This window comes from Paenibacillus sp. PL2-23 (assembly GCF_040834005.1).
In the GTDB taxonomy this organism is placed as follows: Bacteria; Bacillota; Bacilli; order Paenibacillales; family Paenibacillaceae; genus Pristimantibacillus.
Map to the genome: position 1 here is coordinate 4,011,096 of NZ_CP162129.1, position 24,575 is coordinate 4,035,670.

A 24,575-nucleotide genomic window follows, 5' to 3' on the forward strand; every position below is an offset into this window, starting at 1 on the left:
CTTCCTTCTAGCCCTATTATGACGGCGCAGGCACGGCCGTAATATGATGCTCGCCGCTAATGACGAGACCATTGAGCACCTCTCCCATACGAGACGGGTCCCATTCCGTGCGGATGCCATTTTCGATTTTGACAACATGCACATACAGTCTTTCGATATACAGCAATCCCCGGACGGCATGCAGCTGGGAATGCAGCAGCGACAAGTGAAGCGCCTCTCCAATCTCCCATCCCTGCCCATCCGTATTGCCGTTTAAGAAGCTCAGGAATTGATGCAGCCTCAGCTCGCACGCCTTCTCCAACGGCACCAGGCCTAACGCCGATTCGGCGGCGACCGTCGCGTGCACGGACACCTCCAGATAAGCCGGCTCGATGACTCGAAGCGTCCCGCCAATCGTTAACAGGCTCGACGCGCGGCTATGCAGCGCATCCTCGACCGTTCGCCGCACCTCGGGGAACTCTGCCGAATGGGCAAGACCTCCATCGGTGCATGCGACAATCGTCATGGAGCCCGGCGCTCTCTCCAGCAGCGCGTTCCGATTGCTCAAGCATTTGACCTTCGCAATGCCGGGATGAGACTCGCGAGCGATCCATTCCGCGTCTCTGGCCGTTACTGCTCGGCCGCGATGCTTCAGCTGCTGCGGTCCTCTGCGAAGCACCGCCTCCAACGTCTCCGTATGGCTCCCGCCAATGGAAGGCTTCGGATTGCTTACGCCGCTTACGAACGCGACCGGGCGCTGCATGCCGGTAATGCTGTTCGCTTCGACGCGTCCGGAGGAGCCCTCAGTCAGCTTATATGCGATTCTCGCCATAACGTCACGTTCACCGGATGGCGCGCGGCCCTGCGAGCCGTCGCCGAATTGCAGAAGGCCCCCGGCATGATCGGGACGATAATGCCGGTCATCCGGCCCGGATTCCAGCAGCGACGCCACCGGAGTCCACTTGACCCAGAAGCGAACGATGTTCCCTTCCACGTCTTGAACAGCCTCGTAAGAGGACGGATCCAGCTCAGCGAGCTCCAGGCATTCCGCTGCCGTGTGCGTATCCTTCTCGTCAATCCAGACGCTCTCCTCGGTGAATGCCTTCTGTGCGATAGCCAGCAGCCCATTCTCAGGGATGACTCTCTCCATCTCCACGCTTGCCTGCTGGCTGACCGCTACAGCGTTCATATATAAGCTTTCAGCTATGGGATGATTCGGGTATGCCTCGCTTAGACGCCTGTCTCTGTTCGAGACCCGAATCCAGTACCGCTCATGTCCGAACAGCCGGACAGACACCATCGAAGGAGGACCTGACCATTGCCACTCGCCGCTGGCAGCCAGCCCGTTCGTACCGTCGGCCACCTTCAGCGGCAGCCAGACGAATCGCCCGCTCTCCCTGCATAGTGCCTCCCACTCCAGCCAAGCGCCGTCCTGGCTCGCGGCGTAACGCTGAAGAAGGTCAATGTGCAATCGGATTGGCCCCTTCTGCGGCGCGCTGTCAAAGCCCAAATATAAGGCGGGATCATCCGACGGTATCGGCTCGAATGGCGGGAACGCGGATACGCCCTGTGACGCTGACAAGCTTCGGTCCCGATTATCCGCATTATTCCTCGTGAAGACGTTCTGCGGCTCGAACACCGTCTGCGAGCCCGTGGCGTAGGACAGTCTGGGATTCCCAAGCCACGGCGACATGTATTGAACGACGGGCGCGATAATGGGGTCCGTCTGGATAACGCGAGCTCGAATCCAATATTGAAAGGAGCCGTTCACAAAGGTTTGGGTTATATCGTCCGGACACTGAAAACGGAGGACAAATGGCCTTGCCGATTCCTCGGGCAAATCTGCAAAAAACTCTCCGTATTGCTCACCGCCAGGCAGCGCGTTCCAATTGCTGCCGTTCCAGTACTCCCATAACACCTGTCTAATGCGGACGCGCGGCGGATCCTTTTCCTCAAATTCGTAGGTTCGCATCATCATCTTCCACTTGATCTCGGGATCCGGCGCCATCCGCAGCCGATTGCTCTTGGCAATCGCGGAGAATGTCAGCTCCAGCTTGCTCTGCCGCTTGCTGAGCGCTTCCTCGCAGGACAGGTAGAAGACGGAATAGGGGACAAAATTCTCGCCGAAGGGATAAAATCCGTCAGGCATCAATTCAAGATCATTGTAATATAGGGCATCCGGCCTGATCCGCTCGCCGTCACCAGCAACGTCATGCGATACGCGGAGCCGAATCTTGTCCATCTCCAGATGGCGCTGAAGCAGCGGCGATGCTGCCCCTGGCTGACTTCTGAGCACGCATTTGATCCATCTTCCTTCAATGCCCTCATGCTGGGTCATCTCCATCTTGCCAGGAACGCTTTTATGCAAAATAATCGTATGCCCGGCAGCCGTCACAGTCTGGAACGGCAGCCAGCGTCCTCCTGAGCTATACGACCATGTGACTGCCTCCGACGCAAGCGCCGCTGCGAGCTCGGGCTCGGAATATTGCTTGCCCGTGTGATGAACGTTCAGATAGATGCGGCAAGGCCTGTCCGTCAGCAGCTGATCGTCATGGCGAACAAACAGCGCATGCTCCTGCTCGTTCGGCAGCGACGAGGTATCGAACAGCGGAATTGGAGACGCTGTTCCCGCCTCCAGCCGTTCGGCGTATGAGCGAGCGGCCGTTATAATCTCGTCCGTGACAGGATTGGCGTTGACAATCTCCATCAGCCGGGCAGGAGTCGCTGCAAGCGGAGCCTCCGTCTCGAATAGAAGCGGATCGCCGCCATTCGGGTTCGCTGCTGTCAGCGTCATGCCCTGCGGCAGGTGCACCGTCTCCCTTGCTCCTTCACTCAGCTTGAATACAACTGTCGCTCTTGAGGGACGCGGCGGCTTCAGCTTGACCTCGATGAGATCCAGGAAGGACAAGAAGTGATTCATAGGCGCGCCGTTCAACCGCTGCACCGTATCCTCGAGCATCTCGCCCGCGATGTAGGCCAGGCTGGCTCCAGCGTCCGGCTGCTCCAGGGAGAACCGCCACTCCGGCGTATAGTGCGGCGCCATCTGTTTGAACCTGTCCATATAAGTGGACAAGCTGTTTGTATTGATCTTCGGAGGCCTCACGTCGCCCCTGCCACTTCCTGCTTGCTTCATGATCGCTGCTCGCTCCCGTTATTTCGTGCCTTCCTCCAGATAGAAAGGATAGACCTGGTTAAACAAGTTATTCGTCGAACGGACCACATACGTGACATGGAGCCACACCTTGCCGTTCATGGAAGGGTCCGGCTTCGCCGTCACCTCGACATCCTTGACCCGAGGCTCCCAATTACGGATCGCGGCCTTCACTTCGGTGGCCATCAGACGGAGCGACATGTCGTCCATCGTGCCGAACACGAAGTCCCGCAGATCGCAGCCGAAGTCCGGTCTCATTAGCCGCTCGCCCTTCGGCGTTCGAATAATGATGCGAATGGCCTCCTCTATATCCTCTTCGCCCTCCGACATCCGAATCCGGCCCGTCGTTTTGTCTACTTCGACAGGGAACTTCCAGCCCCTGCCCAGGAATGGAGCCGACATCGCGGCCACGCCCCTCTCGCGTTAATTGATTTTGACCATAGTGCCCTTCAGCGTGATCAAGCCGTTCGCCTTCAGCTCCATCATCCCGTTCGACTGCAGCGACATGGAAGCGGACGCTTCGACCTTAACCTGTGTTCCCTTGATGGCGATCGACTTCTGTCCAGAAATGTTGACTTCCCCCGTTTTGGTAAGCTCGATAGACGCTCCGGAGCCCGCTTTGACGGTAATCTTGCCCCCCGTCTCGTCCAGCGTCAAGGCATGCAGTTTGTCGGACGTCGCCAGCTTGATGGATTTGTCCTTGTCCGAAATCGTCATGGAATGCCCCTTGGACGTCTTCACTGTTATGCTGCTGTCGCCGTCCTTATCGTCAAAGGTAATTTCATGGCCGCTTCTCGTTTTAATTTTTCGAATGTCGTTTTTGTCGTTTCCCTCAGGCGGCATCTCCTTGGCGTTCCACAGGGAGCCGATGACAACGGGTTGATCGAATCGGCCCATCAGGAAGGCGACCAGCACCTCGTCATTCACCTCGGGTATGAACAGCGTGCCCATGTCTTTGCCGCTCATCAGCGTCGCGACCCGGATCCAGTCCGTCTGCAGCGTATCGTCGCGCTGCAGGAACTTCACCTTCACTCTGCCCTTCTTATCGGGGTCCTTGTTATCCGTGACGACCGCGTTCCATACTCCCGAGAGCTGCTCGGATTGCATGGAGCGCTGCCTGTTATCGAAGAAGCCGGGATAATTTGGTCTCATATGCTATTGCCCTCCGCTTCGAAATACGTGATGTAGCCCTCATCCGCATCCAGACGATGCGTAGTCTTGACCAACAGGAGCGTCTGATCCCAGGATGCTTCGCCAATTCCCGTTATTTTGATCATTTTGCCTGCCTGAAGCTCAGGTACACCGGTGCATGAGCCGCTGCCGCGAACCAAATCTCTCGCCGACCGGGACAGCATCGCTTTGGCCAAGCCTTTGGCTTCGTCGAGCGAATCCGCTTGCGTGTACACGATTTCCGTCTTCTTCTTCGACAATGCCGCCGCATAGCTTGGACCTGACTTGCTGCCTCCTCCGATAGCTTCCACCGAAGCGGATTCGCCAACGATGGCTTCCTTCTTGTCAATATCGTAGCCCATCACCTTGACTGTTCCAATCTGCCCCGATATATCCGCCTGCAGGCTGAAATGACGAAGGCTCTGACCATAGAGCAGCTCAAGCACAGGCTCCCCGGAGGCGGTAATCTTCTGAAAATAAAGCTTGGACCCTCTCACATAAAACAGATAGTCATGATCATTCGCCAAAGACTGCACGAAATGATAGTCGCTGACGCCTATCTGCTCAACAACCTTCTTGCTCAGGCCTGTATCGTCTACGGCTGCGCTCAGCGAATAATCGCCCGCGATCTCCCTGACGACGTCGCTGACCTTCGATTCCGTCCAAACCTTGGAATGGGCGGATTTCATCATCAGAATGGATTTGTCCATGGCCGTCACGATAATATAGGGGCTTTCGTCGGACGGATACTCTATCGTGTAGCCAGTGATGATCCCTTCGAATACCAAGCCCTTTTTGTCGGCATACCCCATCTTCACCTGAAGACTGCCGCCAAGCTTGATCTTGGACTTGATCCACTTCACCTCTGGCGGATTCCATGTGAAGATGTCTATCAGCTTGAATCTGGCGATATCCGCCTCCGAATACGTGGATTGCTCCACTTCTATCCAGCCGATCGCCATCTGGCCTGCAGAGGATGACCCGTCGAACAGAAGCTCGCATTCCGGGGCATTAAAGCCGCTATATTTGGTTTCCAGATCGGAATATTTGTATTGCATGCCACTCACTCCAATCTAGGAATCGTCAAGCTTCTTCCCGCTGCAAGCATTCTGGGATTGTCGATGCCGTTCGCCTCTGCAATGGCTCGCCAAGCGCCCGGGTCCTCATATTCCTCCGCAGCGATGGTCCACAGCTGATCCCCTTGCTTCACCGTCTTGCGTTTCGTCCGGTCGGCAGACTGCCTTGGTATAGCCTGGTATTGCTCCTTCATCGTTTGCGTGCTTTTCAGCTCGATGGCGAGCGTCGCGCGGACAGGCTCTCCCGTCTCCAGGAACATCGTAAATTTTTGGCTGACGCTGGTCATGACGCCCTTGAAATCCAGAGATCCCCATATAAATCGGCAAGGCGGCGGCGCATGCAGATCGGAATCGACGTCGATAATGCTGACAACCTTCGAGGTGTATTTGCGCACGTCGGCTCCTTCCTCATAGGAATCGAAGAATAGGGTAAGCGACAATGAAGTCGTTTCGCCCCGCACGAACTGGAATATTGGCGTCTGCAGGCCGGGAACCTCATTCTCGGCGTACTGATTGCCAACCTTAAGCTCGTAATCCGAAGGATTAAACAGCACATCGAATTTCTCCGTCTCGGCGCTCCTATACACCCAAAACTGCGCTTTGCTTAATGCCATATGTCAGACCTCCGCTCGTAATGGACGGCCGTGCCGTCATCAAAACCCTCTTCTTCTCTGCTCCAGCTTCATCTTCCGTTCCAGCGACCTGTATACCTTGTCGGCGATAGCGTCGGGATTCAGCTGCGGCAGCTTGGCGATCATCCTCTGCAGCTGCTCCGGATCAAGCTCGCGCGGCGCTTCGACCTTCACCTCTCGCGTCTCTTGCGGCTGAGCAGATCCCTGCGTTCGATGCAGTATGAAGCCCGGAGCGGCGGAGCGCTTCCAGGAGGAGTCCCCTGGAGCATCCCCAGCCTGCGCCTGTGCCATGATTGCAGCGATGGCATTATCGACATTTCCGGTAGCGGACGAGCTTGCGCCGTAATGCAGCTGCGCCGGTAACGCCGACTGACCAGCAAGTCCCGCTTGAGCGGCTTGCATAGCTCCGGCAGCTTGCAATCGTGCCGCCCAAGCGCCTTGCCTGACGCCAGCAGCCTGCGCCGCTTGGGCGACTCGCATGATTCGGGCAGCTTGCACCGCTTGGGGCGATTGAGGAACTCGCATTACCCCGGCGGCTTGCGCCGCTTGCTTGACTCCAGCAGCTTGTGCCTCTTGAACCATCAATCGGCCTGCAGCTCCGCTTGCCCGTTGGACTGGGGCAGCCGTTAGACGCTGCTCCTGTATGGTACGGGGACTGGCCAGCCGCTGCCTCATACCCACCGTGATGAATGAGCTCGGTATAGCCAGGTGTTGTCTGGCTGCTACGGCCGCGCTGGACTTCGCCACAGTAAGGTGATCATCCTGTGTTGCCCTTCCTTGATGGAGCCCAGCCATACTGCTCATGCTGCCGTCAAGCCTCGGGAGCGCGGCTGACTCCCCCTTGTTAGAATGCGCAGACTCCCTGCGCTGCTCCAGCGGCGCAGGACTTGAAGCCTGCGTTGCGCGAAGCTGGCCTGCGCTCTGCTGAAGGGGGGGCTGCTCGCTGCTTCCAGCTGCTTCGTCCAGCCTCCTGCCTGTGCGCCTCAGCTGCCCGACCATTCGCTCCGGCAGCCTTCTCCTAATCAGGCTTGGCATAGTTCGTATGCTCCAAGACCTGCCGGTAATATTCGCAGCTTCACCAGGAGTGACGAGGCGTGCCAATCTAGCACCCTTCAACACAGGAAGCTGCGGTAGACTGTCTCGCTTTGTGCTTGCGACTTCGTTGGCCAAAGTCACATTAGCGCTTGGAGCGCTTGGGACACTGCGCATCGCCAACCCCTCGCTTACGCGAGAGGCTGTCGGCTCAGACACCAGCTCCCCGCTCCGCTGCTGGGCATCGCCTGAGTTAACACGCTGCTCACGGTGGGTCATGGATTTAGCCTGCAAGGAGCCGGGACGCGCAGCCTTCAGCTGCTCTTCCACCTTAACGTCAGGCGCTCCCTGCTGCTTAGCCATAAGGGACGATTGACGTCTATCAGGTGTCGCTTGCTGCGTGCCGCCTTCAGCATTCCCTTCAGCCCTGCCGCCGGTCTCCCCCTTAGTCCATATCATCCGCGCTGCTCGCAGTGCACCCTCACGGCGAGCTGGGAGCAAAGATGAAGGCTCCGAGCTTCTCCTAACAAAACTTTCTAATTCCACTTGCCGCAGTCGTTCCGGAAGCCCCCTTTGACCTAGCTTGCTCTGCTCGCTAGAGGTGGGCGAGGCAGCGTCCACACGATTTGGCCTGCCAGCACTCTGATGAATGAGGCGTCTGGCTACAAGAGCCGGAAGCTGGGACGAATAGACAGAAGCAGCGGGCGCAAGAAAGGCTCCCTCCGCCATGCTTGTCCGCCAAGACCGCAGCCTGCTTGCGGGACCCGGTCTTTCCTTCATTGCTTGTTCTTCGGTCGGTCTCTCTAACTCGTGCTTGGGCAGACGGGATTCATTGGTTTGCCCTCTCTGTTCCGAGCGCGCGCGACCTGCAGCGGGTTTGTCATTGACTGCACGACTCTCCGTCAGTGCGGACGCTGCAGCTGCCTGCGGCGATACGGTTGACGGCTTGCGTGAAGCGGCTTGGGACAAGCCGGCTTCTGTGCCGGATGAATGGGATGTCGCTTCCTTCCGGCGGAGAACAAGCTTGCCGTAATGTCTGGCGATCGGCTTCCTCTGCATGACAGACAAGCCTGCTCTATGTATTGCACGTTCAGCTGCTTCTGTCGCGGCAAGGTGACGTTCCTCCTCGCCAGTCCCGTTGCCTGTGTCACCAGACTGCACCTGAGACTTGCCAGCCCTACCTAGTCCAGCAGGCTTGCCCCCTTGCGTTTCTTCTGACAGCCGCTGAGCAGAAGACATTTCACGCTGTCGCAAGCTGGCCGGCGGAATTAATGCCTCATTTCGAGCTTCTCTTGTCTTCCTTTTTTCGTTCGTATCCATCCCCTGGATTCTATTAATCAGCTGAAGCTTATCGGGCTTGCCGACATTTTCGTTGGCCTGGGACTTCTCTTGATGCCTATGTAAAGCTCTGTTCCCACTATTGTCCGACTCCAGTGGCGAGGACTGATTCGCTGCGGAGCCGCTACGTGCTTGCTTTGCCCCAGCACCATCCAATTTCATAGCGTCCCCGCTTGCCGAACGCTGGACTGTGTTGCTGGTCTTGTTTTTAACGTTGTTCGCTGAGTGTACGGTACGGGTCAGCTTCTCTACAGCGGAAGCAGAATTTGCGGCTGCCTGTGCGGCTGCCTGTGCCGCTGCCTCGGCCCCAGCTTGTGCGGCGGCTTGCGAGGCTGCTTGTGCGGCTGCCTGAGCGTCAGCTTTGACCCCTGCCTGTGCGGCTGCTTGCGAAGTTGCTTGTGCAGGCCCCTGAGCACCAGCCTTGGACCCTGCCTGTGCGGCAGCTTGCGAGGCTGCTTGTACAGGCGCCTGAGCACCAGCCTTGGACCCTGCCTGTGCGGCAGCTTGCGAGGCTGCTTGCCCCTGATCGCCCCTGCGTGTCGCAACGCCTGCAGAATGCTCCAGCACTAGCGGCTTCAGACGAATGCCGCTCGCCTGTTTCCTCAGTGGCGAAGCTCCATCTATGATATGATCCTCAACTCCTGCGGACCGCTTGACCGCGGGCTCCGCTTGGGATATTGAAGCTTTGTGTCGTTGTTCAATCGGGCCTTGACGGCCGTTAATCCGGTTATACCATTCCATGAAACGCGAGCTCCTGGATACCCACTGCTGGATCCCTTCCATGGACGATCCCTCTAGGGGATCCTTCACCTGTCCGACTCCATGCCCGGCGCGTTCACGGCTCCTGTTGAAATCGGAATCCGATGGCTGCCGAACCACGCTTTTATTTTGTTCCATCGCTTCCGCGACAATGATCGGCTCCTTGACGGCATGCTCGATCCATCTTCTCTGCGCGTCCATAATATGTATGACATCTCGCAGCACAATCTTCTCTACCGTAACCTTTTCCTTGATCACAACTTGCTCTTTATTAGGCTTCTTTCGATCGGACTGAGTCCTAACGAGCTTCTGGCTTGGGAGCGGCTCCCTTGGCGCCGTCACTTGGACATTCACGCGCTGATGCACAACAGAAGGAGCGGACTGCCGATTCGTATGAATCATGGAGGCGGCCCCCATCATCATGCGGCCCTTGCCGGACTTATATTTGTTCCAAATCCCTCCGGCGAACGACTGCACAGAGACGGGCTCCCGTCCAGATGCTCGGCCGGGCGGCGCACCACGCTTCTCCACGCGCGTTTCCTCCCTTGCTTGCCCTTGTTATTTGGTATACCAGCTAAGGCCGGTATGGGCGATTTCGACAGCTTCCACCGCTACCTCATTCGACTGAGCCTGCAGATGAGGCCCTGTCCATTTGACCGGATACGCATTATAGAAGTTCCAGCGGCCCAGCTCCTTGCCATCTGTCTGCTGCAGCACAATCGCCCCTGACTTTCGGGCAATGGGGCCATCCATGGTGCTGGCGTACCAATTCCACAGCACAGGCGACTTCACCATGCCTCGTCTCAGCTGCAGATTGGGGTAACGGATGCCTTTGGGAAGCTTATGCACGTAGCCGTTCAAGCCGCCCTCGCGAAACTCCTCGACGTCCGTCTGGGCTTCAATCCCCGACACCTCGGAGAAGCCCGCCACATAGATGCCGTCCAGCTCCACCCAGAAGTGAAACGAGCTGGCCAGCCTGTGATGGGGTGCCGGTCCTTGTCCACCAATGACTACCATTGTGATGCGTCACCTCTTCCCGAACACGTCAAACACATTATGCGCTTTATCCGTGTCATCGTTCATCTTGCGATTGATCCTGGAAATTTCGTCACACCAGCGCCTGCGCTCTCCATGCTCCATATTCATGATGTCATCATGATCCCAGTGGAAATAATAGGCGATGAAGCCTGCCTCCTCGTACAGCCGATCGACGGGGTACGTTAGTAGCGGGCCTCCGTTAAGGACAAAAAATCAACAGCCACCTCATGCTCATGATCGCACTTCGGACATATGGCGGCGACCTTCGGCGCATCCAGGTCGTTGATTTGCCGATACAGATTTTGCAGATAAGCCAAATCTGCCGTGAACAGCCTCTCGATCAGCCGGGTGTCGATATGCTTCAAATCGCCAAGCCTCGTCACGACCCGCGCCATCAATATAACGGTCAGATAGCTGGGGTTCGATTGCACGCGGGGATCCTTCATTGGCAATATTTCGTCAGCAGCCGTCGCCAGTCTCATCGTGCCGCGCCGGTGCAAATTTCCGTGCTCGTCCACATAGCCCCGCGGCAGCTCAAAGTCGTATTCCGTCTGGAACGCCATCTCTCCATCACTCCTTCTAAAAATACGGAAAACAAGAGCTGTGCCGACCTGAGCCGTCGGCATGCTGCCCTTGTTTCACCGTTCGAATACCGGAGCATCCGCCCGTGCGGATATGCTCCGGTACTCATTCTCCTTCAATTATGCCGTCCTTGTCAGACCTTCATGGGCGAACTCCAGCAGCTCCAGCGCTACCTCGTTACCCACACCGTTGAAGGAAGGCGCGGAATAACGAACCGGCCAAGCTTCAATGACTTGCCAGGTGGCCACGTCGTTGCCTTCCTCATCCAGCGCGATAATGGTAATCGTCTTGCGCTCGATTGTGCCCTCCACGCATTCCAGCAGCCATTCGTACAGCTCCATGGATTCCGTGGTGCCCCATTTCAGCGTAATGTTGCCGTACTTGGTTAAGCCCGGCAGCTTGCGAGGCGTTGTCAGCTCATTGCCTTCCCGGTATTCAATCACATTAATCGAGGCTTCGAAACCCGTTACCTCGCTGAATCCGGCTTGCTCTAGACCTTCCACTTCAACGCGGAACCTATAATTGCGATATGGATCGTTACGTTCTCCAGCCATGGGTATCCCCTTCCCTTATCGGTGATCAGTCGTTATTCCGAGCCTGTCTTCTGCGTAATTCTGAAGATGACGAACTCCGCCGGCTTCACGGGCGCGACGCCGATCTCACAGATCAGACGGCCGTTATCGATATCGTCCTGCGTCATGGTGGAGCGGCCGATGTTAATATAGAAAGCTTCCGACGGGCTGCTGCCCGCAAGCGCGCCGTCGCGCCATACGCGAGTCAGGAAGGCGTCAATGGTGCGTTGAACGCGCGCCCACAACTGCTCCGTATTCGGCTCGAACACTACCCAGTTGGAGCCGTTCTTGATGGAGCCCTCCAGGAAGATGAACAGTCGGCGTACGTTAATGTATTTCCACAGGGTGTTGGAAGAGCACGTGCGCGCTCCCCATACGCGGATGCCTTGACCGGTGAATGCGCGGATGAGGTTGACGCCTGCCGGATTCAGAATGTCTTGTTCCCCGTTGTTGTATTGCACATCCAGTCCCACTACGCCGCGAAGCGTTTCGTTGGCCGGCGCCTTCTGCACGCCTCTTGTCGAATCCGAACGCGAGTAGATGCCCGCGATGGTGCCGGATGGAGGGATAAAGATATTGCGCTTGTCCAGCGGATCAAATACTTGCAGCCACGGATTGTACAGCGCGCAATAGCTGGAATCGAACAGCTCGCGATGCGCAAGCACATCCTGCACCTTAGTTGCCTCGCGCGGCAAATCCAGAATCGCGAAGCGGCTGCCGAGCGACTCGCAATGCGCGACCAGCGACAGCTGTACATTGGGGTCTGTTACGCCCGGAATAGCCATAATGCTGACAACATCGTTGTCGATGAAGGACTGAATGCCCGTTCTTTGGCCAGGGCCCTCGTCAACGCCGATGAAGTCTCCTGGGGACAAGCTGGATGCCGAACCGTCGCTTCCGCCCGACAACGAGAAGGACGCGCCGTTAGCCGCAATCCGGCTGAACGGAGTTTCCGCTTCCGCAGCCACAGCCTGAACGGACAGATTCACGAGATTGGACTTGCCTGTCAGCTTCTCGACAAAGTTAGGAGCTTCAGGATTCAAGGATGCCTTCTCGTAGGTTTCCACCTCTGTTCCATAAGCGACCTGCAGCGTAAATTCACTGGTTTGAAGCACCTTCGCGGGAACCAGCGATGTATCCACTGTCTCTCCCGTCAATGCGTCTGTCAGCTCGATTACGCCGTCATGCACGGACACGACTGTGCTGATCTGCTCGGAGGAGCCGTCTGTGAAGACCACAACATCGCCTGGATAGAAGCCTGCCGCATTCTTGACGCGGTAGCGATTGCCCTCCAGCGCCTCATAGATCGGAGTTTTGGCTTTGCTGGCAGGCGCGGAGGTCAGTCTGATCTGATTGCCCCATGCCCCCGGGTTTTTGGCCGTGACGGACAGCACCTGCTGATCGTCGCCGCTTGCCGCAGCTTTGGCGTCTGATGGCGCTACGCGCATAATAAAGCAGCGCGAGCCTCCATTTGCAAAAAATTGATTCACCGCATAAGCAAGATAACGGTACGTTCCGAACGCATTTTCGGACAAATACGATCCGAATACCCTCCCGAAATCAGCCGGGTTCGTAATCAGAACGGGCAGCCCCGCTACCGGCCCCCTCGCGGCAAGGCCAATAAATCCGGCTGTGCTCGTGCTTACTCCCTCAAGCGGCTTGGCGCCGCTCTCAAACTCTTCCACGTAGACGCCCGGCGATAAATACTCAGCCATGTGTGATCTCCTCTCTGGAACTAAATATGTATTAGGTGACAACGGGCATGCTACACTCCGCGTCAGCCCCAAGACCATTACCGTGCGATTGCTGGCTGCTGTCTGCCCGTCTTCTCCGCGAACAAGCGTCTCTATGCCCATTCTCTAGCAATCTAGACTCCTAATTATAGCTCGAAATATGGAAATAGACTACGAAACTTAGACAAAAATTTTCAAAAGTTCGACTTTTTTCTACCTGGCGGCAAATGCGCCTCTAGCGCCTCATCAGACAAAGCACCGCAATATCGTCAGATTGCGGCGCGCCGTCCGCGAACATGAACACGTCCATGAGCAGGGCATCGATAATTTCTGCGCTGGAATAGCCTTTGGTCTGCGCCAGGAAAGCCTGCAGACGCTCCGTGGAATACTGCTCCTGCAGCGCGTTCTCCGCCTCCGTAATGCCGTCCGTATAGAGGACGAGCCGATCGCCCTTCTCCAGCAGCACCGTCTGGTCCGGATACGTGAATTCAGGGAACGACCCCAGCGGAATACCCTTCTTCAGCTTGATGGGCTGTACGCTTCCATCGGCCTTGGCGATATACGGCGTGCAGTGCCCGCCGTCGCTGAGCACCACTTCCCCGCTATCAATATCCAGCACGCCGCAGACGATTGTGGCGAACAACTGGGCGTTGTCGGAGCACAGCTCGTCGTTGACCTTCTCCAGCAGCTCGCCGGGCGATATTCCCGGTCCCATCTTTCCTTTGATCAGCGACAGCGTCATTGCCATAAATAACGCAGCGGGAATGCCTTTGTCAGAAACGTCGCCAAGCGTAAAAAAGAGATGTTTGTCATCTATTTTGAAAAAATTATAAAAATCGCCGCCAACTTCCTTCGCCGACTTGAGCAGCGCGCATACGTCAAACGGCTCGTTCGCCGAGGGCATTGTCGTGGGCAGAAAGCTCAGCTGGATGCTCCCCGCGATCTGAAGCTCGCTCTCCAGCCGCTCCTTCAGCGCTGTCGCCGACTGCAGCTCGCCAACGGACTGCTCAAGCGCCTCGAACAGCATCGCATTGTCCATGGCCAGCGCCAGCGGTCCGGCGAACCGCGCCAGCAGCTCGCGCTCCGGCTCTCCGAAGACCGCCGAATCGCGGTCCCCCTCGACCTGCAGCACGCCGAGCCGCCTGCCTCTCGCTTCGATAGGAAGCGCAACTAATGACCCGGCGTTTCCGACCAGGCTCCTGTCGCGATCGCGCATAAGGTCCGGCTCCAGACGAATCTCCGCTCTTCTGGCTTGCACAAGCTCCTTCGCCGATGCTTCGGCCGACCGAAGCAGCTCATCCTGCTTCAGCGTAGCGTGCACCCTCGTTCCATGCTCGAACAATTGCTCTGCGCGCCGCAATCTGGCAGTCAGCCTGCGGTTGCGAAGAGCGGTATAGACCGCCAAGCCCAGGCCCGCCGCTCCTACTATAAACCCGATATCCGACAAGTGGGGTCAGCCCTTTCCGATTGATGGACGAGAGTCCGATTATGCCTTCGCTTGCAGCTTCGCAAGCGCCTCTTCCTTGGTGGATGCTAGATCCAGGATGTTCGTGAAGCCGGACATCTCGAACACATCGTACACCTGCTCAGACAAGGCTGCGCATACCATGCTGCCTTTGGACGCGCGCAGCTTTTTGGCCGCCACAAGAATGACTCTGAGCCCTGCGCTGCTTATGTATTGAAGATTGCTGAAATCAAATACAAACCTCTCTCTGCCCTCGGACAGCAGCTGCAGGAATGCAGCCTCCGCAACAGTCGCGTTGCTTCCGTCCAGCCGGCCCTCAAGCGGTATAATCGTCACTCCGTCCTGCTCCGTCGCCTGAATGTTCAATTACGGATACCTCCCGCCAATTCCATAGTTTGGTGCTCCTCCGAATTGCTAGAAGCGCTTGCTCATGCGCACGCTGTTCATGCCGCCGGCATGCTCATACTGCACCTCATCCATCATTTGCTGCACAAAAAAAATGCCGAGCCCTCCGATGGGCCGATCCTCCACATCCATTGTCAGCAGAGACTCCAGATCCCCGTCCCGCTCCAGCGGATTAAAGGGCGCTCCGCCGTCCTTAATAGCAATTTCTACGCTGTCCGCAGCAGCCAGCATATGAATCTCAATCGTATGCTCGCCGCCTTGGGGGAAGGCGTAATGAACAATATTGACGACAAGCTCTTCGCAAGCCAGCATCAGATTCATTACAGTGCGATGGGACCAGCCAAGCACAGCCCCAAGCGACTCCAGCTCCTCGTTCAGTCGCTGAAGCTCATCGATGCGATTGCAAAGCTTGATCGTCCGCACAATGGAAGCCGGCGAATCATTCGACATGGGTTACCCTCCGATATAAGAGCTAACGGCCTATCACCTATTGTAAGCGCCAATCTACTAGTTCTACACCAAACGACTCCATCCTGCCTGTTTTGTCGAATTAACCATTATTTTTCACTTTTATTGGAAGGCCAGAGGAAGGGCGGCAGCGATAAGACTTTACCTTCCTCCATAGGCCACTCAGCTTCTACCGTTTCCTTGCCGTTGCGCAAGCAGACACGAAGCTTCCCTGCGCCAAGCATTCGCCCGCGGAACGGCAACACAATCCAGCCATCCGCATCGCTGATCGTCTCTGCACCAGGCAGCAGCAGAGCATGGCGCTTCCAGCGTCCTGCCAGGGGTCTGTCCAGACGAAGGCAGGGCTTGGCATCAAGCTCGCAGGGCTGAACCCGGAACCATTCGGCTTCCGGGTTTTCTTTGCTGCGGATGGCAAGCAGGTCCCCGTTCATAAGCGCTGGACCGCTTGGCAGAGGGCGCAGCTCAGCGCTCCCCGGGAGAACCTCCTCATCCAGCAGGCGACCTCTCGCGCACCGTTCATCGTCAGCGTAAGCGTTTACCTTGACGCCTGCGAGCGCGCCTCCCTTCTCGTCCGTCAATCTGCGCATCAGGCCTGTTGCGGCAGGCGGCGCCGAATAACGCCGACCCGGAAGCAGATAAATGTCAATAACGGGATTGCCGGCAGGCAAGGAGGCCAGGTTAACCTCGCGCTCACAAGGCAAATAAACATCGGACACCACAGACACCACGCATGTCTCGCTTGTCACATCCATGAAAATCCAGGTGCCGTCCGAGCTGCGCAGAGGCCGTCTGCGGACATCGCCAGCCAGCCTCACTTGCAGCAGCGGGCTCGCCGCAGGTCTGCCCGTCCATACATCCAGCGTCCTGACGGCCAGCGATACTCGCGATACTGAGATCGATTCAGGCATCGGCTAGCTCCCCCGTTCCTTCTCGCGCAACGAGATCCGCTTCTCCACCACGCGCGAAGCAGGCTTAACCCGGTTCGACTCCAGCTGCAAGGGACCAATGCGATAAGCCAGCGACAGCTTGTACGGCGCGTCTCCGAACTGCCATAGCCGGAGCATATCCTCCATGCTGTAGCTGAGCGGAACAACCTTAAGCTCGCCGCCCTCAGCCAGCGTCCCTTCCAGATAGCTCCCTCGAATGACGCTGTTGTCATATAGAATTTGCGCCGCTTTGCCCAGCAGGCGATGCTCATCCAATGCCCGGGTCAGAACATCCGCATTGGAATGAGCCGTAATAAGAATTTCCAGGTCAATTGCCCGCGGCGGATACCGAAGCATGTCGCCTTCCATTCGCATGTCGGTGCGCCGCGACTCGGCATTGTCCCGAACGGAGCATACATAGACGGAGAGAACAAGATCTCCCTTATCTGCCGGGCTTGCCATGCCGATCAGCTCAGGACGCAGCACAGGATCCGGCGTCATCTGCTCCCGAAGCAGCTTCAGCAGACTGGCGCCCGCGTCCGCAATTATCGTATAGCCACTCATATCCTATCTCCTCCACCCCGCCGAAGCCCCGCTCTATGAAGCTAGCTGTTGGAATCGTCGGAATCGTTTGTATTTGACTCTATTCGCTGTAAGGAGCGAAGGTTTCCCTCATGGGAAGCTTGCCAAGCTTCTGAAGCTCCGCTTTGGCAGCGCGCACCATATGGGGCATGCCGATCGGCTTCTGCTCGCCGGCCGCCAGGAAGGCGGCGGCGAGCACGATATTTTTGATATGGCCGCCAGATACCTCTACCCGCTCCGCAAGGAACGGGATGTCAAGATCCTCATCAAGCGGCGCGCCTGGGGGCAGCAGCGACCGGAAGATGCGGCTCCGGTCCTCAGCGCCAGGGAACGGAAACTTCACAATTACACTCATTCGCCGCAGGAGGGCCTCGTCCAGATTCTGCATCAGATTGGTGGCCAGAATCGTAACGCCATCATAGGACTCTATCAATTGGAGCAAATAGGCGGCCTCCATATTCGCGAACCGATCCTGTGCGTCCTTGACCTCCGTCCGCTTGCCGAACAACGCGTCCCCTTCGTCGAAGAAGAGAATGGCGCCGCTCTGCCGCGCCTCCTCGAACAGCTCGCGCAGCCTCTGCTCCGTCTCGCCGATATACTTGCTTACAATACGGGACAAATCTACCCGATAGAGCTCCAGTCCAAGCTCGCTCGCCACGACCTCCGCAGCCATGGTCTTGCCAGTCCCCGGCGGACCCGCGAACAGCATATGAACTCCGATACCATACGACAGCTTGCCGCCGAAGCCCCAATCGCCGAGCACAGTCTCCCGGTGCGTATATCGGTCGCACGCTTCACGAATTAGCAGCAGCGATTCCGTCGGAATAATAAGGTCGGACCACCCTCTGCGGGGCTCGATCGCAATGGCGTGCTGCGACAAGCGATGGCGGAATTGGCTTCGCGCCGCCGCCGCAAGCTCCTCGCGCTTAGGCCATGAACGCCCCCGTCCCGCCGCAAGCACAAGCGACTGCCGCCATGCGTCACCAATCTGGCCGGGAGTGAACGGGAAGCGGTCCGCCAGCTCTCCAGCAAGACTATCGTATAGGGGGGCCTCGCTGTCGTCAGGCAGCTCTGCGGCATGCCTGCGCCACAGCTCGGCTCGGACCGCAGCCGGCGGCGGCGGCACCTCGCCGCACCAATATGCGGCCTGATCCGGCAGCGGAAGCTCGCCTCTGCTCCTCCGCTCCGGCCCCATCCAGCATACGAGGGGACGCTGCGCGGCTTCCGCGTACGCCTGGAGCGCATCTGCAAGCAATCTTCTAGGCAGCCGATCCATCCAGAGCCGGTCCTGCTCCGCAAAACCGATTGCAGCATCCGTCAGCAGCGCTTCCCGCACTATGTCATCCAGCAGCCTTCGCAGAGTGGCTTCCTCGGCTGGAAGCGCGGACAGCGGCACAACGAGCAGTCTCTGTCCTCGGCGCGCGGCCACGCGATGCAGACAAGCCCGCTTGCCGCCGCCCCGCGGTCCCCATAAGCCGATGACCGGCAGGCTCGCCTCCGGCCAATGAGCCAATAGCTGCTCCAGATCGGCGTCGGCCTTAGCGGCTCCCACCCAGGCTGGCTCTGTTGATTCCTGCGGCTCCCATGCCTCTACCAGCTCTGCCAGTCTGCCATCCAACGTCTCCGTCTCCAGCAGAAAGCTGACCACCCGCTCGTCAAGACGGAGAGCCGCTCCGAGACCGCTGGCCTCCTTCCCTTCCGACCGAGGCTGGAGCAGCCATCGGCGCAGAGCTCTCCCTTCAGCCAGCAGCCTGCGGCCCTGATGGCGATCCTCAGGCGTGTCGCCAAGCAGCCGCAAGGCCAGATCAACTGTCGGAGCCTTCACCGTGGCATCGTCATTCAGATAGGCGTACCACTTCTCATACGTTCGATCCCATTCCGCCGCCAGGCACATCACGACACACCGGTATTCCCATACCGTGAGCCTGAATGACGCGGCAAGCCTTGCCAGAGGCAGACCTTCTACAAGCGCGGATCGTTTGCTGATCTGGGTCTCCAGCTCCCTGCGGAGCTCGGTATAAGACAGCCAGGAGCGTGCCAGCTGCTCATCCTGTCCCGCCTCGCGGGCATCTAACAGCTCCTGCTTGTCGATGACCAGCCCTCGGAACGCGGCCAGCGGATCAGCCAGCGGATTGTCGCCGCTATCCTCTAGAAGCGTCCCCAATCCGGCATCCAGCCAGCTCAATTCATCCTGTAAATGCTCGACAGCTCCATATGTCTGAAGCTTACCGCCTGTTGCGACCATCCATCACGCTTCCCCCGTCTTCAGCGCATCTGCCGCACTGTCGCAATTTCTACTATTTTGATGACTGCATTATAGCACACGAACGCCATCTGCTGAGCAAAAAACACTTTTTTTGACAACATCCGCCCCGCTTGGTTCTCTGAATGAGAGATTCGCCTTAACGCATAGGAGGCTTCTCAGAGGCTAAGCCTCGCTCCAGCGCGTAACGCGCAAGCTGTACTCGATTGTCCAAATGGAGCTTCTGCAGAATGTTTTTCAAATGATTTTTGACCGTATGCTCCGATAGAACCAGCGCCGCGGCAATCTCCCGGTTGGACGCCCCTGTCGCCACCCGCCGCAGGACCTCCTTCTCCCGCTCAGTGAGCGGAGTAGCTGGAGCCGACGCTTTCCCTGCCGCGCTAGGCTTGGCAGCCGCATGAGCCGACTCTCCCCTATCCGAGCCCGAAGTGAACTCCTGCAGCAGCCGGAACGCCAGCTCCTTGGACATGGGCGCCTCGTCGTCCGCCACCTCGCGCAAATATTGCAGCCACGCGGAGGGATCCAGGTTTTTGAGCAGATAGCCTTGCGCCCCCCTCTTGATCGCCTCGAAGAGATGCGTTATATCGTCTGAGGTCGTAACCATCACAATCTTGAGCTCAGGCAGCAGCAGCTTCAAGCGATACGTCGCTTCCAGCCCTCCCATGCCAGGCATTCGAATATCCATCAGCACAAGATCGGGACGCAGCTCGGACACTCTCGCGATGGCATCCTCGCCGTCCACCGCCTCCCCTACCACAACAAACAAGGGATCCATGGACATAATCTCCCTGATCCCTTCCCTGCCGTGTGGATGATCGTCTACAATTAACACCTTCACCTGCTTCGTCTGCTCGCCCATGCCCCATCAACCCTTTCCGATCAGCTCAATTGTTAGTCCGCCCAGCTCTCCGCGCCGGACAGTGAAGCTCCATCCCATCGAAGCTGCGCGGTCCCGCATCATCTTCATCCCGTATTTGCCGTCTTTCCACAGCACTTCCTCCGATGCCCCTGCTCCGTTGTCTTCAATCGTACAGCGGAAGGAGGGCGGAGCCTCCCCCTCCTCGTGAACCGCCCGCAAGACGATCTGGCTTGCGCCCGCATGCTTCTGCACGTTCATAAAGGCCTCACGGATTATAGCAAGCAGCTCCACCTTCTGGCGGCTCGTCATGGCGCTCTCATTCAGCCTGGCATCTATAGCCACCGCAATACCGGAGCCCTCCTCAAGCTCTCTGGACAGCTCCAGCACGCTTTGAAGCCATGGGGAGCGGCTTGCGGGCGGCGGACTCTGAAGCGCGGCGATAGACTGGCGCACATCCTCATAGACATGACGTACCGTATGCCGAACGCCGTCCATCACCTTGCTCACGTCCTCGGGCGATTGGGCCCTGTTCAGCTTGTCCAGCTTGACAGACAGCATAAACAGCGATTGCGAAATGCCATCATGCAGCTCTCTGGCGAGCTGCGCCCTCTCCTCGAAAGCCGCTTCCGCCACCTGCTTGCTCTTCAGCGCATCCTGCAGCGATTCCAATCTGGCGAACAAGCTTCGAACAAGCGTGAACGTTACGGCAAACACAAGTGCCGGAGCCAGCCAGTTGCCCAGCTCCATCGACACGTAGGGCAGCAGGAAGGCATGCCGCACATATTCCCACACCCCAATAACGACAGTCGGTATCCACAAGATGAGTGTCTTCAGCCACTTGTAAGACAACGTCAAGCCTCCTTCTAGTTCGAGAACGTGATTTCTCTAACGAGCGTTGTGCCATCCGATTGCGTAACAGCCAGTCTGGCGGTCCATTCACCCGTCTTCTTAAACCATAGGTTCTCCGCGCCAAAAAAATATGACAGGTAGCCCGGAAACTCGAAATCCTTCTCTGGCTGAACAACGGCAAGCGGCACATGAATCGGTGCTTCCTCCGGTCTGTCAGCTGAAACAATCTCAAGCGAAACGCTCTGCGGCTCGCCCAGCTTCTCCGGCAGCCAAAGCGTAAGGGACAATTCGTTCGGACCCGGCGCATTAGGCGACACGCGCAGCGTATAATGCAGCTCTTCACCCATTCGATGCTGATTAAACGGCTTGCCGTCAGGCATAGGACTAATCGACGTAAGAATGCCGGCTGCTGAGATAATGGCCGCCATAAGCAGGCCATCCAGCTTCAGCAAGCGACCCTTGGGCAGCTCCCTCCTCTTCGCCCGCAGCCGAAGCGCGTAGCCGGCTGCGGCGACAAGCAGCACCAGCCCTGTTTTGACAAGCAGCAGTCTGCCCCAAACCGTATGCAGGAGATAAAGCGGTGTAGGAAGGAGCAGCCAGGTCATCAGAACGCCGCTCAACGTTAAGATGGCGATCGTCAGCCAAGCCACTCCCGCGAACTGCTCCGCGAAGCGGCCCGCCTCCTTGCGATCCGCTCGCCAGAACAACAGCAGCAGCATAACGCCGCTTGCCCAGACCGCCGCGCAGGCGAGATGGACGAAATCGAACACAATCGCCAGCGAAGCGTAATCGACTGCCGCGACATGGCCTCCGAAGCTTTCGGCCGCCAGCAGCAAGCTCGCCCATACCAGCCTCACCCGTTCATTCAGCCGAATGACGCCGAACCCTGCGACCGCCAATACAAGAAGCGCCAGCCAGCCCTGTCCCGCCCTCGTCTCCACGAACAAACGAAGCCATTCCTCGCCGCCGCCGCTAATTTCGCTCACCATATGATTGGAATGAATAAAGACATACAGCAGCACAGCTACCAAAAGCGTCTTGAGAATAGGCCCCTCCCACTTCCTCAGGAGCTCCCTTTGACCGGAACCGCTGTCTCCGGCAGGTATTCTGCCTTGCAGCAGCATCGCTCCCGCAGCCAGCAGCATGGCGAAATAATACACGATCTTAACAGCTGCCAGCAGCACGCTGCGCAGGTTATCCTTCAGCGCCTCCTGCCCCGCTCCCGTCGAAGCGTGATCATGCGCGACATATATGATGTCCGGCCCCGCCGCTCCAGCGATGCCCGCATACAGGAAGAGCGCTCCTATGCCCAGCAGTGCGGCTGCCGCTCCAATTGTCCGCTTAGTCCTTGCTCGTATCATCATTATTCGTTCCTTTCCTTCCCTGCCATATAATCAGGCCAATATGACCCCTTAATCCAGGGATACCCCCGGTCGGATTCCCACATATAGGTCCAGCCCTGAACGTCAGGCTTGCTCCTGTCGCTCCTCCAGACGCGCTCGTAATCGTTGAGCTCTTCTATTCCCGCAAATTCCTCCAAAGCATCCATAGCCGCAAGCCCCTCCCGGCTTACGGTTATCCACAATCCCTGAATCGTACTGGCTTCGCCAGTCCCCGCACCGTCTCTAACGGCTGCAGGATAGGGTCCGCAATCGACCATACGTCCTGCAATCTCTCCCGGCTCCCAGCTCGTTATGAACGAGGATACCACGCTGTGATTGCATTGTCCCGGCAGCAAGGTGCCATAGATAAATACACGAATGTTCGGCATGCCCGTCCTCCCATCCCCAATGAATAGCCCTCAGACACGCGCTAGACGCTGGCCTGCTCATCATTATCCCAAATTTCAAAGATGCAGACAATATATGTTACAATCGTACGGAACAAGCTTGAATCGACAAGGAGGTTGTTAATCCATGGCAAGTCAAACCGGAGCTATCGTTCAGCATTCCTTGAACGCGCTTATGGACGATCCTTCATTCCTGCCCCAGGTGCGGGATGAGCGCCGCGCACAGGCATTCCAATCGCTTGCAGCCATTCTCTCGACTCCCAATAAGGTGCACAAAGCATTTCTGCGGATCGCGCTCGACAATGGAAACGTCGTTCGTATTCCCGCATTCCGCATCCAGCATAACGACGCGCTGGGTCCCTACAAGGGCGGAATCCGGTTCCACGAAACCGTGAACGAGGAAGAGGTCACGAATCTGGCCGCGTTGATGACATTAAAAAATGCGCTTCACGAGGTGCCCTTCGGCGGCGGCAAAGGCGGCGTCGTTATTAATCCCCGCAACTATGCCGAGAAGGAGCTTTATCAAATATGCAAGAAGTATGTGCAATACTTTGCCGACGTGCTTGGACCCGACAAGGACATCCCGGCCCCTGATATGGGTACAGGCGAAAGAGAAATGGACTGGATGATGGCGGAATACAAGAGCATCCATCCAGGCTCCCCATACCTGGGCAGCTTCACAGGCAAAAGCATCGTTAGCGGCGGCTCCCTGGGACGCCGTGAAGCGACGGGCAAAGGCGTCTACTTCTCGTTCCGTTATCTCATGCACGACTTCCTCCGCGATAACAAAGGCTGGCTGGCCGGCAGCTCCAATGTATTCGCGGCGACCGCGATCGAGCTGGCTGACAAGCCGTTGTCCATCGCTGTGCAGGGCTTCGGCAACGTAGGCTCCGTTACCGCGATGGAGGCTTACAAGTGTACAGCCCTCAGGGGCAAGGTAGTCGCCGTCAGCGATCGCAACGTGACGCTGTACAATGAGGAGGGACTCGATATTCCGGCGCTTGTCGCATACGCGGGCTTGAACCGGGGCGATCTCCCCGCCTCCGAAGCCGCGTTGCAGGAGTGCGGCGTGCGCGCGGAAATTTTGGACCGGGAAGCCGTGCTCTACTTGAACGTAAATGTGCTGTTCCTTGCCGCGCTGGAGGATCAGATCCGTCAGGATAACGTCAAGGACATTAAGGCGCGAATCATTATCGAGGGAGCGAACGCGCCCATTACCGGCGAAGCGGATGCGCAGCTGGCTGCAGGAGGCACCGTCATTATTCCCGATATACTCGCCAATGCCGGCGGCGTTATCGTCTCCTATTTCGAATGGCTGCAGGGCAGAGAAACACAGTTCTTTTCGGAAGAGGAGATTTACAAGCAGCTCTATTCCAAAATGCAAAAAACGATGAACAGCATATTGCCCGCGTATTTCGGCGACCCTAACCCGCTGCGGCAGAACTGCTACATTCATGCGGTGATGAAGCTGTCCTCCGTCCTATACAGACAAGGCAAGCTGTACTAAAGCACAAAGCGCGAGCTGCAACGCTCGCGCCTGGAACGGGGGTGGAACAACATGGACATGGAGACGATCGAGCTTCGCAGCATTACGATTCACAACGAGGCGCATTCCTTCCGCAAGCTTGGCTTCCGCAAGGCGGACCTGGTTATCGTCACGCAATATGGCGACAGGCTGTGGTACATTGACGCGGAAGGCGTTGATGACGACGCGCTGCTGGCGGCCTTCGGGCAGAGCGACAATATTAAGATCGACCTCGTCGCAACCGCTGAATCCGGAGAAATGTGGACCGGCACCGGCTATCTGCATCCCAACGAGCGCAATCGCGCGGCGGCGATTCGCGGCGAAGGCGTGCTGACTCGGCAATAGGGAACACATGCATGAAGAAAGGCGCTTGCCCTTCCGC

23 protein-coding genes are annotated in these 24,575 nt (G+C 57.6%); 2 read left to right on the forward strand and 21 right to left on the reverse strand.

The genetic code is table 11. From position 1 onward, the window contains the following. Window positions 1–16: 16 nt before the first annotated feature. From AB1S56_RS17575 to AB1S56_RS17675, 21 genes are all read right to left on the reverse strand, one after another. Window positions 17–3,112 carry a hypothetical protein gene (locus AB1S56_RS17575; RefSeq protein ID WP_340868247.1) on the reverse strand — a complete coding sequence of 1,032 codons (3,096 nt, stop codon included), beginning with the start codon at window positions 3,110–3,112 and terminating at the stop codon, window positions 17–19. Window positions 3,113–3,130: 18 nt separating this feature from the next. Further along, window positions 3,131–3,532, reverse strand: coding sequence for a GPW/gp25 family protein (locus AB1S56_RS17580; protein WP_340868248.1), 402 nt, complete (start codon window positions 3,530–3,532; stop codon window positions 3,131–3,133). Between the two features lie 21 nt (window positions 3,533–3,553). Further along, window positions 3,554–4,282 carry a phage baseplate assembly protein V gene (locus AB1S56_RS17585; protein ID WP_340868250.1) on the reverse strand — a complete coding sequence of 243 codons (729 nt, stop codon included), beginning with the start codon at window positions 4,280–4,282 and terminating at the stop codon, window positions 3,554–3,556. Further along, window positions 4,279–5,358 carry a contractile injection system protein, VgrG/Pvc8 family gene (locus AB1S56_RS17590; RefSeq protein ID WP_340868252.1) on the reverse strand — a complete coding sequence of 360 codons (1,080 nt, stop codon included), beginning with the start codon at window positions 5,356–5,358 and terminating at the stop codon, window positions 4,279–4,281. Before AB1S56_RS17590 ends, AB1S56_RS17585 begins: the two co-directional genes overlap by 4 nt. Before the next feature lie 5 nt (window positions 5,359–5,363). After that, window positions 5,364–5,990 carry a LysM peptidoglycan-binding domain-containing protein gene (locus tag AB1S56_RS17595; protein ID WP_340868253.1) on the reverse strand — a complete coding sequence of 209 codons (627 nt, stop codon included), beginning with the start codon at window positions 5,988–5,990 and terminating at the stop codon, window positions 5,364–5,366. A gap of 39 nt (window positions 5,991–6,029) precedes the next feature. Next, a complete protein-coding gene (locus AB1S56_RS17600; protein WP_340868254.1) occupies window positions 6,030–9,668 on the reverse strand; it encodes a hypothetical protein in 3,639 nt (1,212 codons plus the stop codon). Between the two features lie 27 nt (window positions 9,669–9,695). Continuing rightward, window positions 9,696–10,154 (reverse strand): phage tail protein, encoded by a 459-nt coding sequence (locus AB1S56_RS17605; RefSeq protein ID WP_340868255.1) that lies wholly within the window; start codon window positions 10,152–10,154, stop codon window positions 9,696–9,698. A 9-nt stretch (window positions 10,155–10,163) separates the two neighbouring features. Continuing rightward, a complete protein-coding gene (locus AB1S56_RS17610) occupies window positions 10,164–10,340 on the reverse strand; it encodes a DUF6760 family protein (protein WP_340868522.1) in 177 nt (58 codons plus the stop codon). A 17-nt stretch (window positions 10,341–10,357) separates the two neighbouring features. Next, on the reverse strand, window positions 10,358–10,738 hold the full coding sequence (locus AB1S56_RS17615; protein ID WP_340868256.1) for a phage tail assembly protein: 381 nt from the start codon (window positions 10,736–10,738) through the stop codon (window positions 10,358–10,360). Between the two features lie 138 nt (window positions 10,739–10,876). Beyond that, window positions 10,877–11,311 (reverse strand): phage tail protein, encoded by a 435-nt coding sequence (locus AB1S56_RS17620; RefSeq protein ID WP_340868257.1) that lies wholly within the window; start codon window positions 11,309–11,311, stop codon window positions 10,877–10,879. A gap of 32 nt (window positions 11,312–11,343) precedes the next feature. Then, window positions 11,344–13,044 carry a phage tail sheath family protein gene (locus AB1S56_RS17625; protein WP_340868259.1) on the reverse strand — a complete coding sequence of 567 codons (1,701 nt, stop codon included), beginning with the start codon at window positions 13,042–13,044 and terminating at the stop codon, window positions 11,344–11,346. Between the two features lie 253 nt (window positions 13,045–13,297). Further along, on the reverse strand, window positions 13,298–14,509 hold the full coding sequence (locus tag AB1S56_RS17630; RefSeq protein ID WP_340868261.1) for a SpoIIE family protein phosphatase: 1,212 nt from the start codon (window positions 14,507–14,509) through the stop codon (window positions 13,298–13,300). A gap of 39 nt (window positions 14,510–14,548) precedes the next feature. Then, window positions 14,549–14,893 carry an STAS domain-containing protein gene (locus tag AB1S56_RS17635; protein ID WP_340868263.1) on the reverse strand — a complete coding sequence of 115 codons (345 nt, stop codon included), beginning with the start codon at window positions 14,891–14,893 and terminating at the stop codon, window positions 14,549–14,551. A 48-nt stretch (window positions 14,894–14,941) separates the two neighbouring features. Then, window positions 14,942–15,382 carry an ATP-binding protein gene (locus tag AB1S56_RS17640; RefSeq protein WP_340868264.1) on the reverse strand — a complete coding sequence of 147 codons (441 nt, stop codon included), beginning with the start codon at window positions 15,380–15,382 and terminating at the stop codon, window positions 14,942–14,944. A 107-nt stretch (window positions 15,383–15,489) separates the two neighbouring features. Beyond that, a complete protein-coding gene (locus tag AB1S56_RS17645; RefSeq protein WP_340868265.1) occupies window positions 15,490–16,308 on the reverse strand; it encodes a hypothetical protein in 819 nt (272 codons plus the stop codon). Window positions 16,309–16,311: 3 nt separating this feature from the next. Beyond that, a complete protein-coding gene (locus tag AB1S56_RS17650) occupies window positions 16,312–16,890 on the reverse strand; it encodes a DUF4255 domain-containing protein (RefSeq protein ID WP_340868266.1) in 579 nt (192 codons plus the stop codon). Between the two features lie 79 nt (window positions 16,891–16,969). Further along, window positions 16,970–19,153 carry an ATP-binding protein gene (locus AB1S56_RS17655; protein ID WP_340868267.1) on the reverse strand — a complete coding sequence of 728 codons (2,184 nt, stop codon included), beginning with the start codon at window positions 19,151–19,153 and terminating at the stop codon, window positions 16,970–16,972. A 157-nt stretch (window positions 19,154–19,310) separates the two neighbouring features. Then, window positions 19,311–20,030 (reverse strand): response regulator transcription factor, encoded by a 720-nt coding sequence (locus AB1S56_RS17660; protein WP_340868268.1) that lies wholly within the window; start codon window positions 20,028–20,030, stop codon window positions 19,311–19,313. A 6-nt stretch (window positions 20,031–20,036) separates the two neighbouring features. Next, the gene (locus AB1S56_RS17665; protein WP_340868270.1) at window positions 20,037–20,879 is read right to left on the reverse strand and encodes a histidine kinase; all 843 of its coding nucleotides are present in this window, start codon (window positions 20,877–20,879) and stop codon (window positions 20,037–20,039) included. A gap of 14 nt (window positions 20,880–20,893) precedes the next feature. After that, complete coding sequence (locus AB1S56_RS17670; protein WP_340868272.1) at window positions 20,894–22,243, reverse strand: CopD family protein; 1,350 nt, start codon at window positions 22,241–22,243, stop codon at window positions 20,894–20,896. Then, window positions 22,243–22,650, reverse strand: a complete 408-nt coding sequence (locus AB1S56_RS17675) for a gamma-glutamylcyclotransferase family protein (RefSeq protein WP_340868273.1) — start codon at window positions 22,648–22,650, stop codon at window positions 22,243–22,245. Before AB1S56_RS17675 ends, AB1S56_RS17670 begins: the two co-directional genes overlap by 1 nt. A 145-nt stretch (window positions 22,651–22,795) precedes the next feature. Here AB1S56_RS17675 and AB1S56_RS17680 point away from each other — a divergent pair, with 145 nt between their 5' ends. Both AB1S56_RS17680 and AB1S56_RS17685 read left to right on the forward strand, forming a co-directional pair. Then, window positions 22,796–24,175, forward strand: a complete 1,380-nt coding sequence (locus AB1S56_RS17680; RefSeq protein WP_340868275.1) for a Glu/Leu/Phe/Val dehydrogenase — start codon at window positions 22,796–22,798, stop codon at window positions 24,173–24,175. 51 nt (window positions 24,176–24,226) lie between these two features. Next, a complete protein-coding gene (locus tag AB1S56_RS17685; protein ID WP_340868276.1) occupies window positions 24,227–24,538 on the forward strand; it encodes a hypothetical protein in 312 nt (103 codons plus the stop codon). Window positions 24,539–24,575: the final 37 nt, after the last annotated feature.

Coding starts and splice junctions, on each gene's coding strand:
- AB1S56_RS17575 (WP_340868247.1), bottom strand. CDS start 3,112: ATGAAGCAAGCAGGAAGTGGCAGGGGCGACGTGAGGCCTCCGAAGATC.
- AB1S56_RS17580 (WP_340868248.1), bottom strand. CDS start 3,532: ATGTCGGCTCCATTCCTGGGCAGGGGCTGGAAGTTCCCTGTCGAAGTA.
- AB1S56_RS17585 (WP_340868250.1), bottom strand. CDS start 4,282: ATGAGACCAAATTATCCCGGCTTCTTCGATAACAGGCAGCGCTCCATG.
- AB1S56_RS17590 (WP_340868252.1), bottom strand. CDS start 5,358: ATGCAATACAAATATTCCGATCTGGAAACCAAATATAGCGGCTTTAAT.
- AB1S56_RS17595 (WP_340868253.1), bottom strand. CDS start 5,990: ATGGCATTAAGCAAAGCGCAGTTTTGGGTGTATAGGAGCGCCGAGACG.
- AB1S56_RS17605 (WP_340868255.1), bottom strand. CDS start 10,154: ATGGTAGTCATTGGTGGACAAGGACCGGCACCCCATCACAGGCTGGCC.
- AB1S56_RS17615 (WP_340868256.1), bottom strand. CDS start 10,738: ATGGCGTTCCAGACGGAATACGACTTTGAGCTGCCGCGGGGCTATGTG.
- AB1S56_RS17620 (WP_340868257.1), bottom strand. CDS start 11,311: ATGGCTGGAGAACGTAACGATCCATATCGCAATTATAGGTTCCGCGTT.
- AB1S56_RS17625 (WP_340868259.1), bottom strand. CDS start 13,044: ATGGCTGAGTATTTATCGCCGGGCGTCTACGTGGAAGAGTTTGAGAGC.
- AB1S56_RS17640 (WP_340868264.1), bottom strand. CDS start 15,382: ATGTCGAATGATTCGCCGGCTTCCATTGTGCGGACGATCAAGCTTTGC.
- AB1S56_RS17645 (WP_340868265.1), bottom strand. CDS start 16,308: ATGCCTGAATCGATCTCAGTATCGCGAGTATCGCTGGCCGTCAGGACG.
- AB1S56_RS17650 (WP_340868266.1), bottom strand. CDS start 16,890: ATGAGTGGCTATACGATAATTGCGGACGCGGGCGCCAGTCTGCTGAAG.
- AB1S56_RS17655 (WP_340868267.1), bottom strand. CDS start 19,153: ATGGTCGCAACAGGCGGTAAGCTTCAGACATATGGAGCTGTCGAGCAT.
- AB1S56_RS17660 (WP_340868268.1), bottom strand. CDS start 20,030: ATGGGCGAGCAGACGAAGCAGGTGAAGGTGTTAATTGTAGACGATCAT.
- AB1S56_RS17670 (WP_340868272.1), bottom strand. CDS start 22,243: ATGATGATACGAGCAAGGACTAAGCGGACAATTGGAGCGGCAGCCGCA.
- AB1S56_RS17675 (WP_340868273.1), bottom strand. CDS start 22,650: ATGCCGAACATTCGTGTATTTATCTATGGCACCTTGCTGCCGGGACAA.
- AB1S56_RS17680 (WP_340868275.1), top strand. CDS start 22,796: ATGGCAAGTCAAACCGGAGCTATCGTTCAGCATTCCTTGAACGCGCTT.
- AB1S56_RS17685 (WP_340868276.1), top strand. CDS start 24,227: ATGGACATGGAGACGATCGAGCTTCGCAGCATTACGATTCACAACGAG.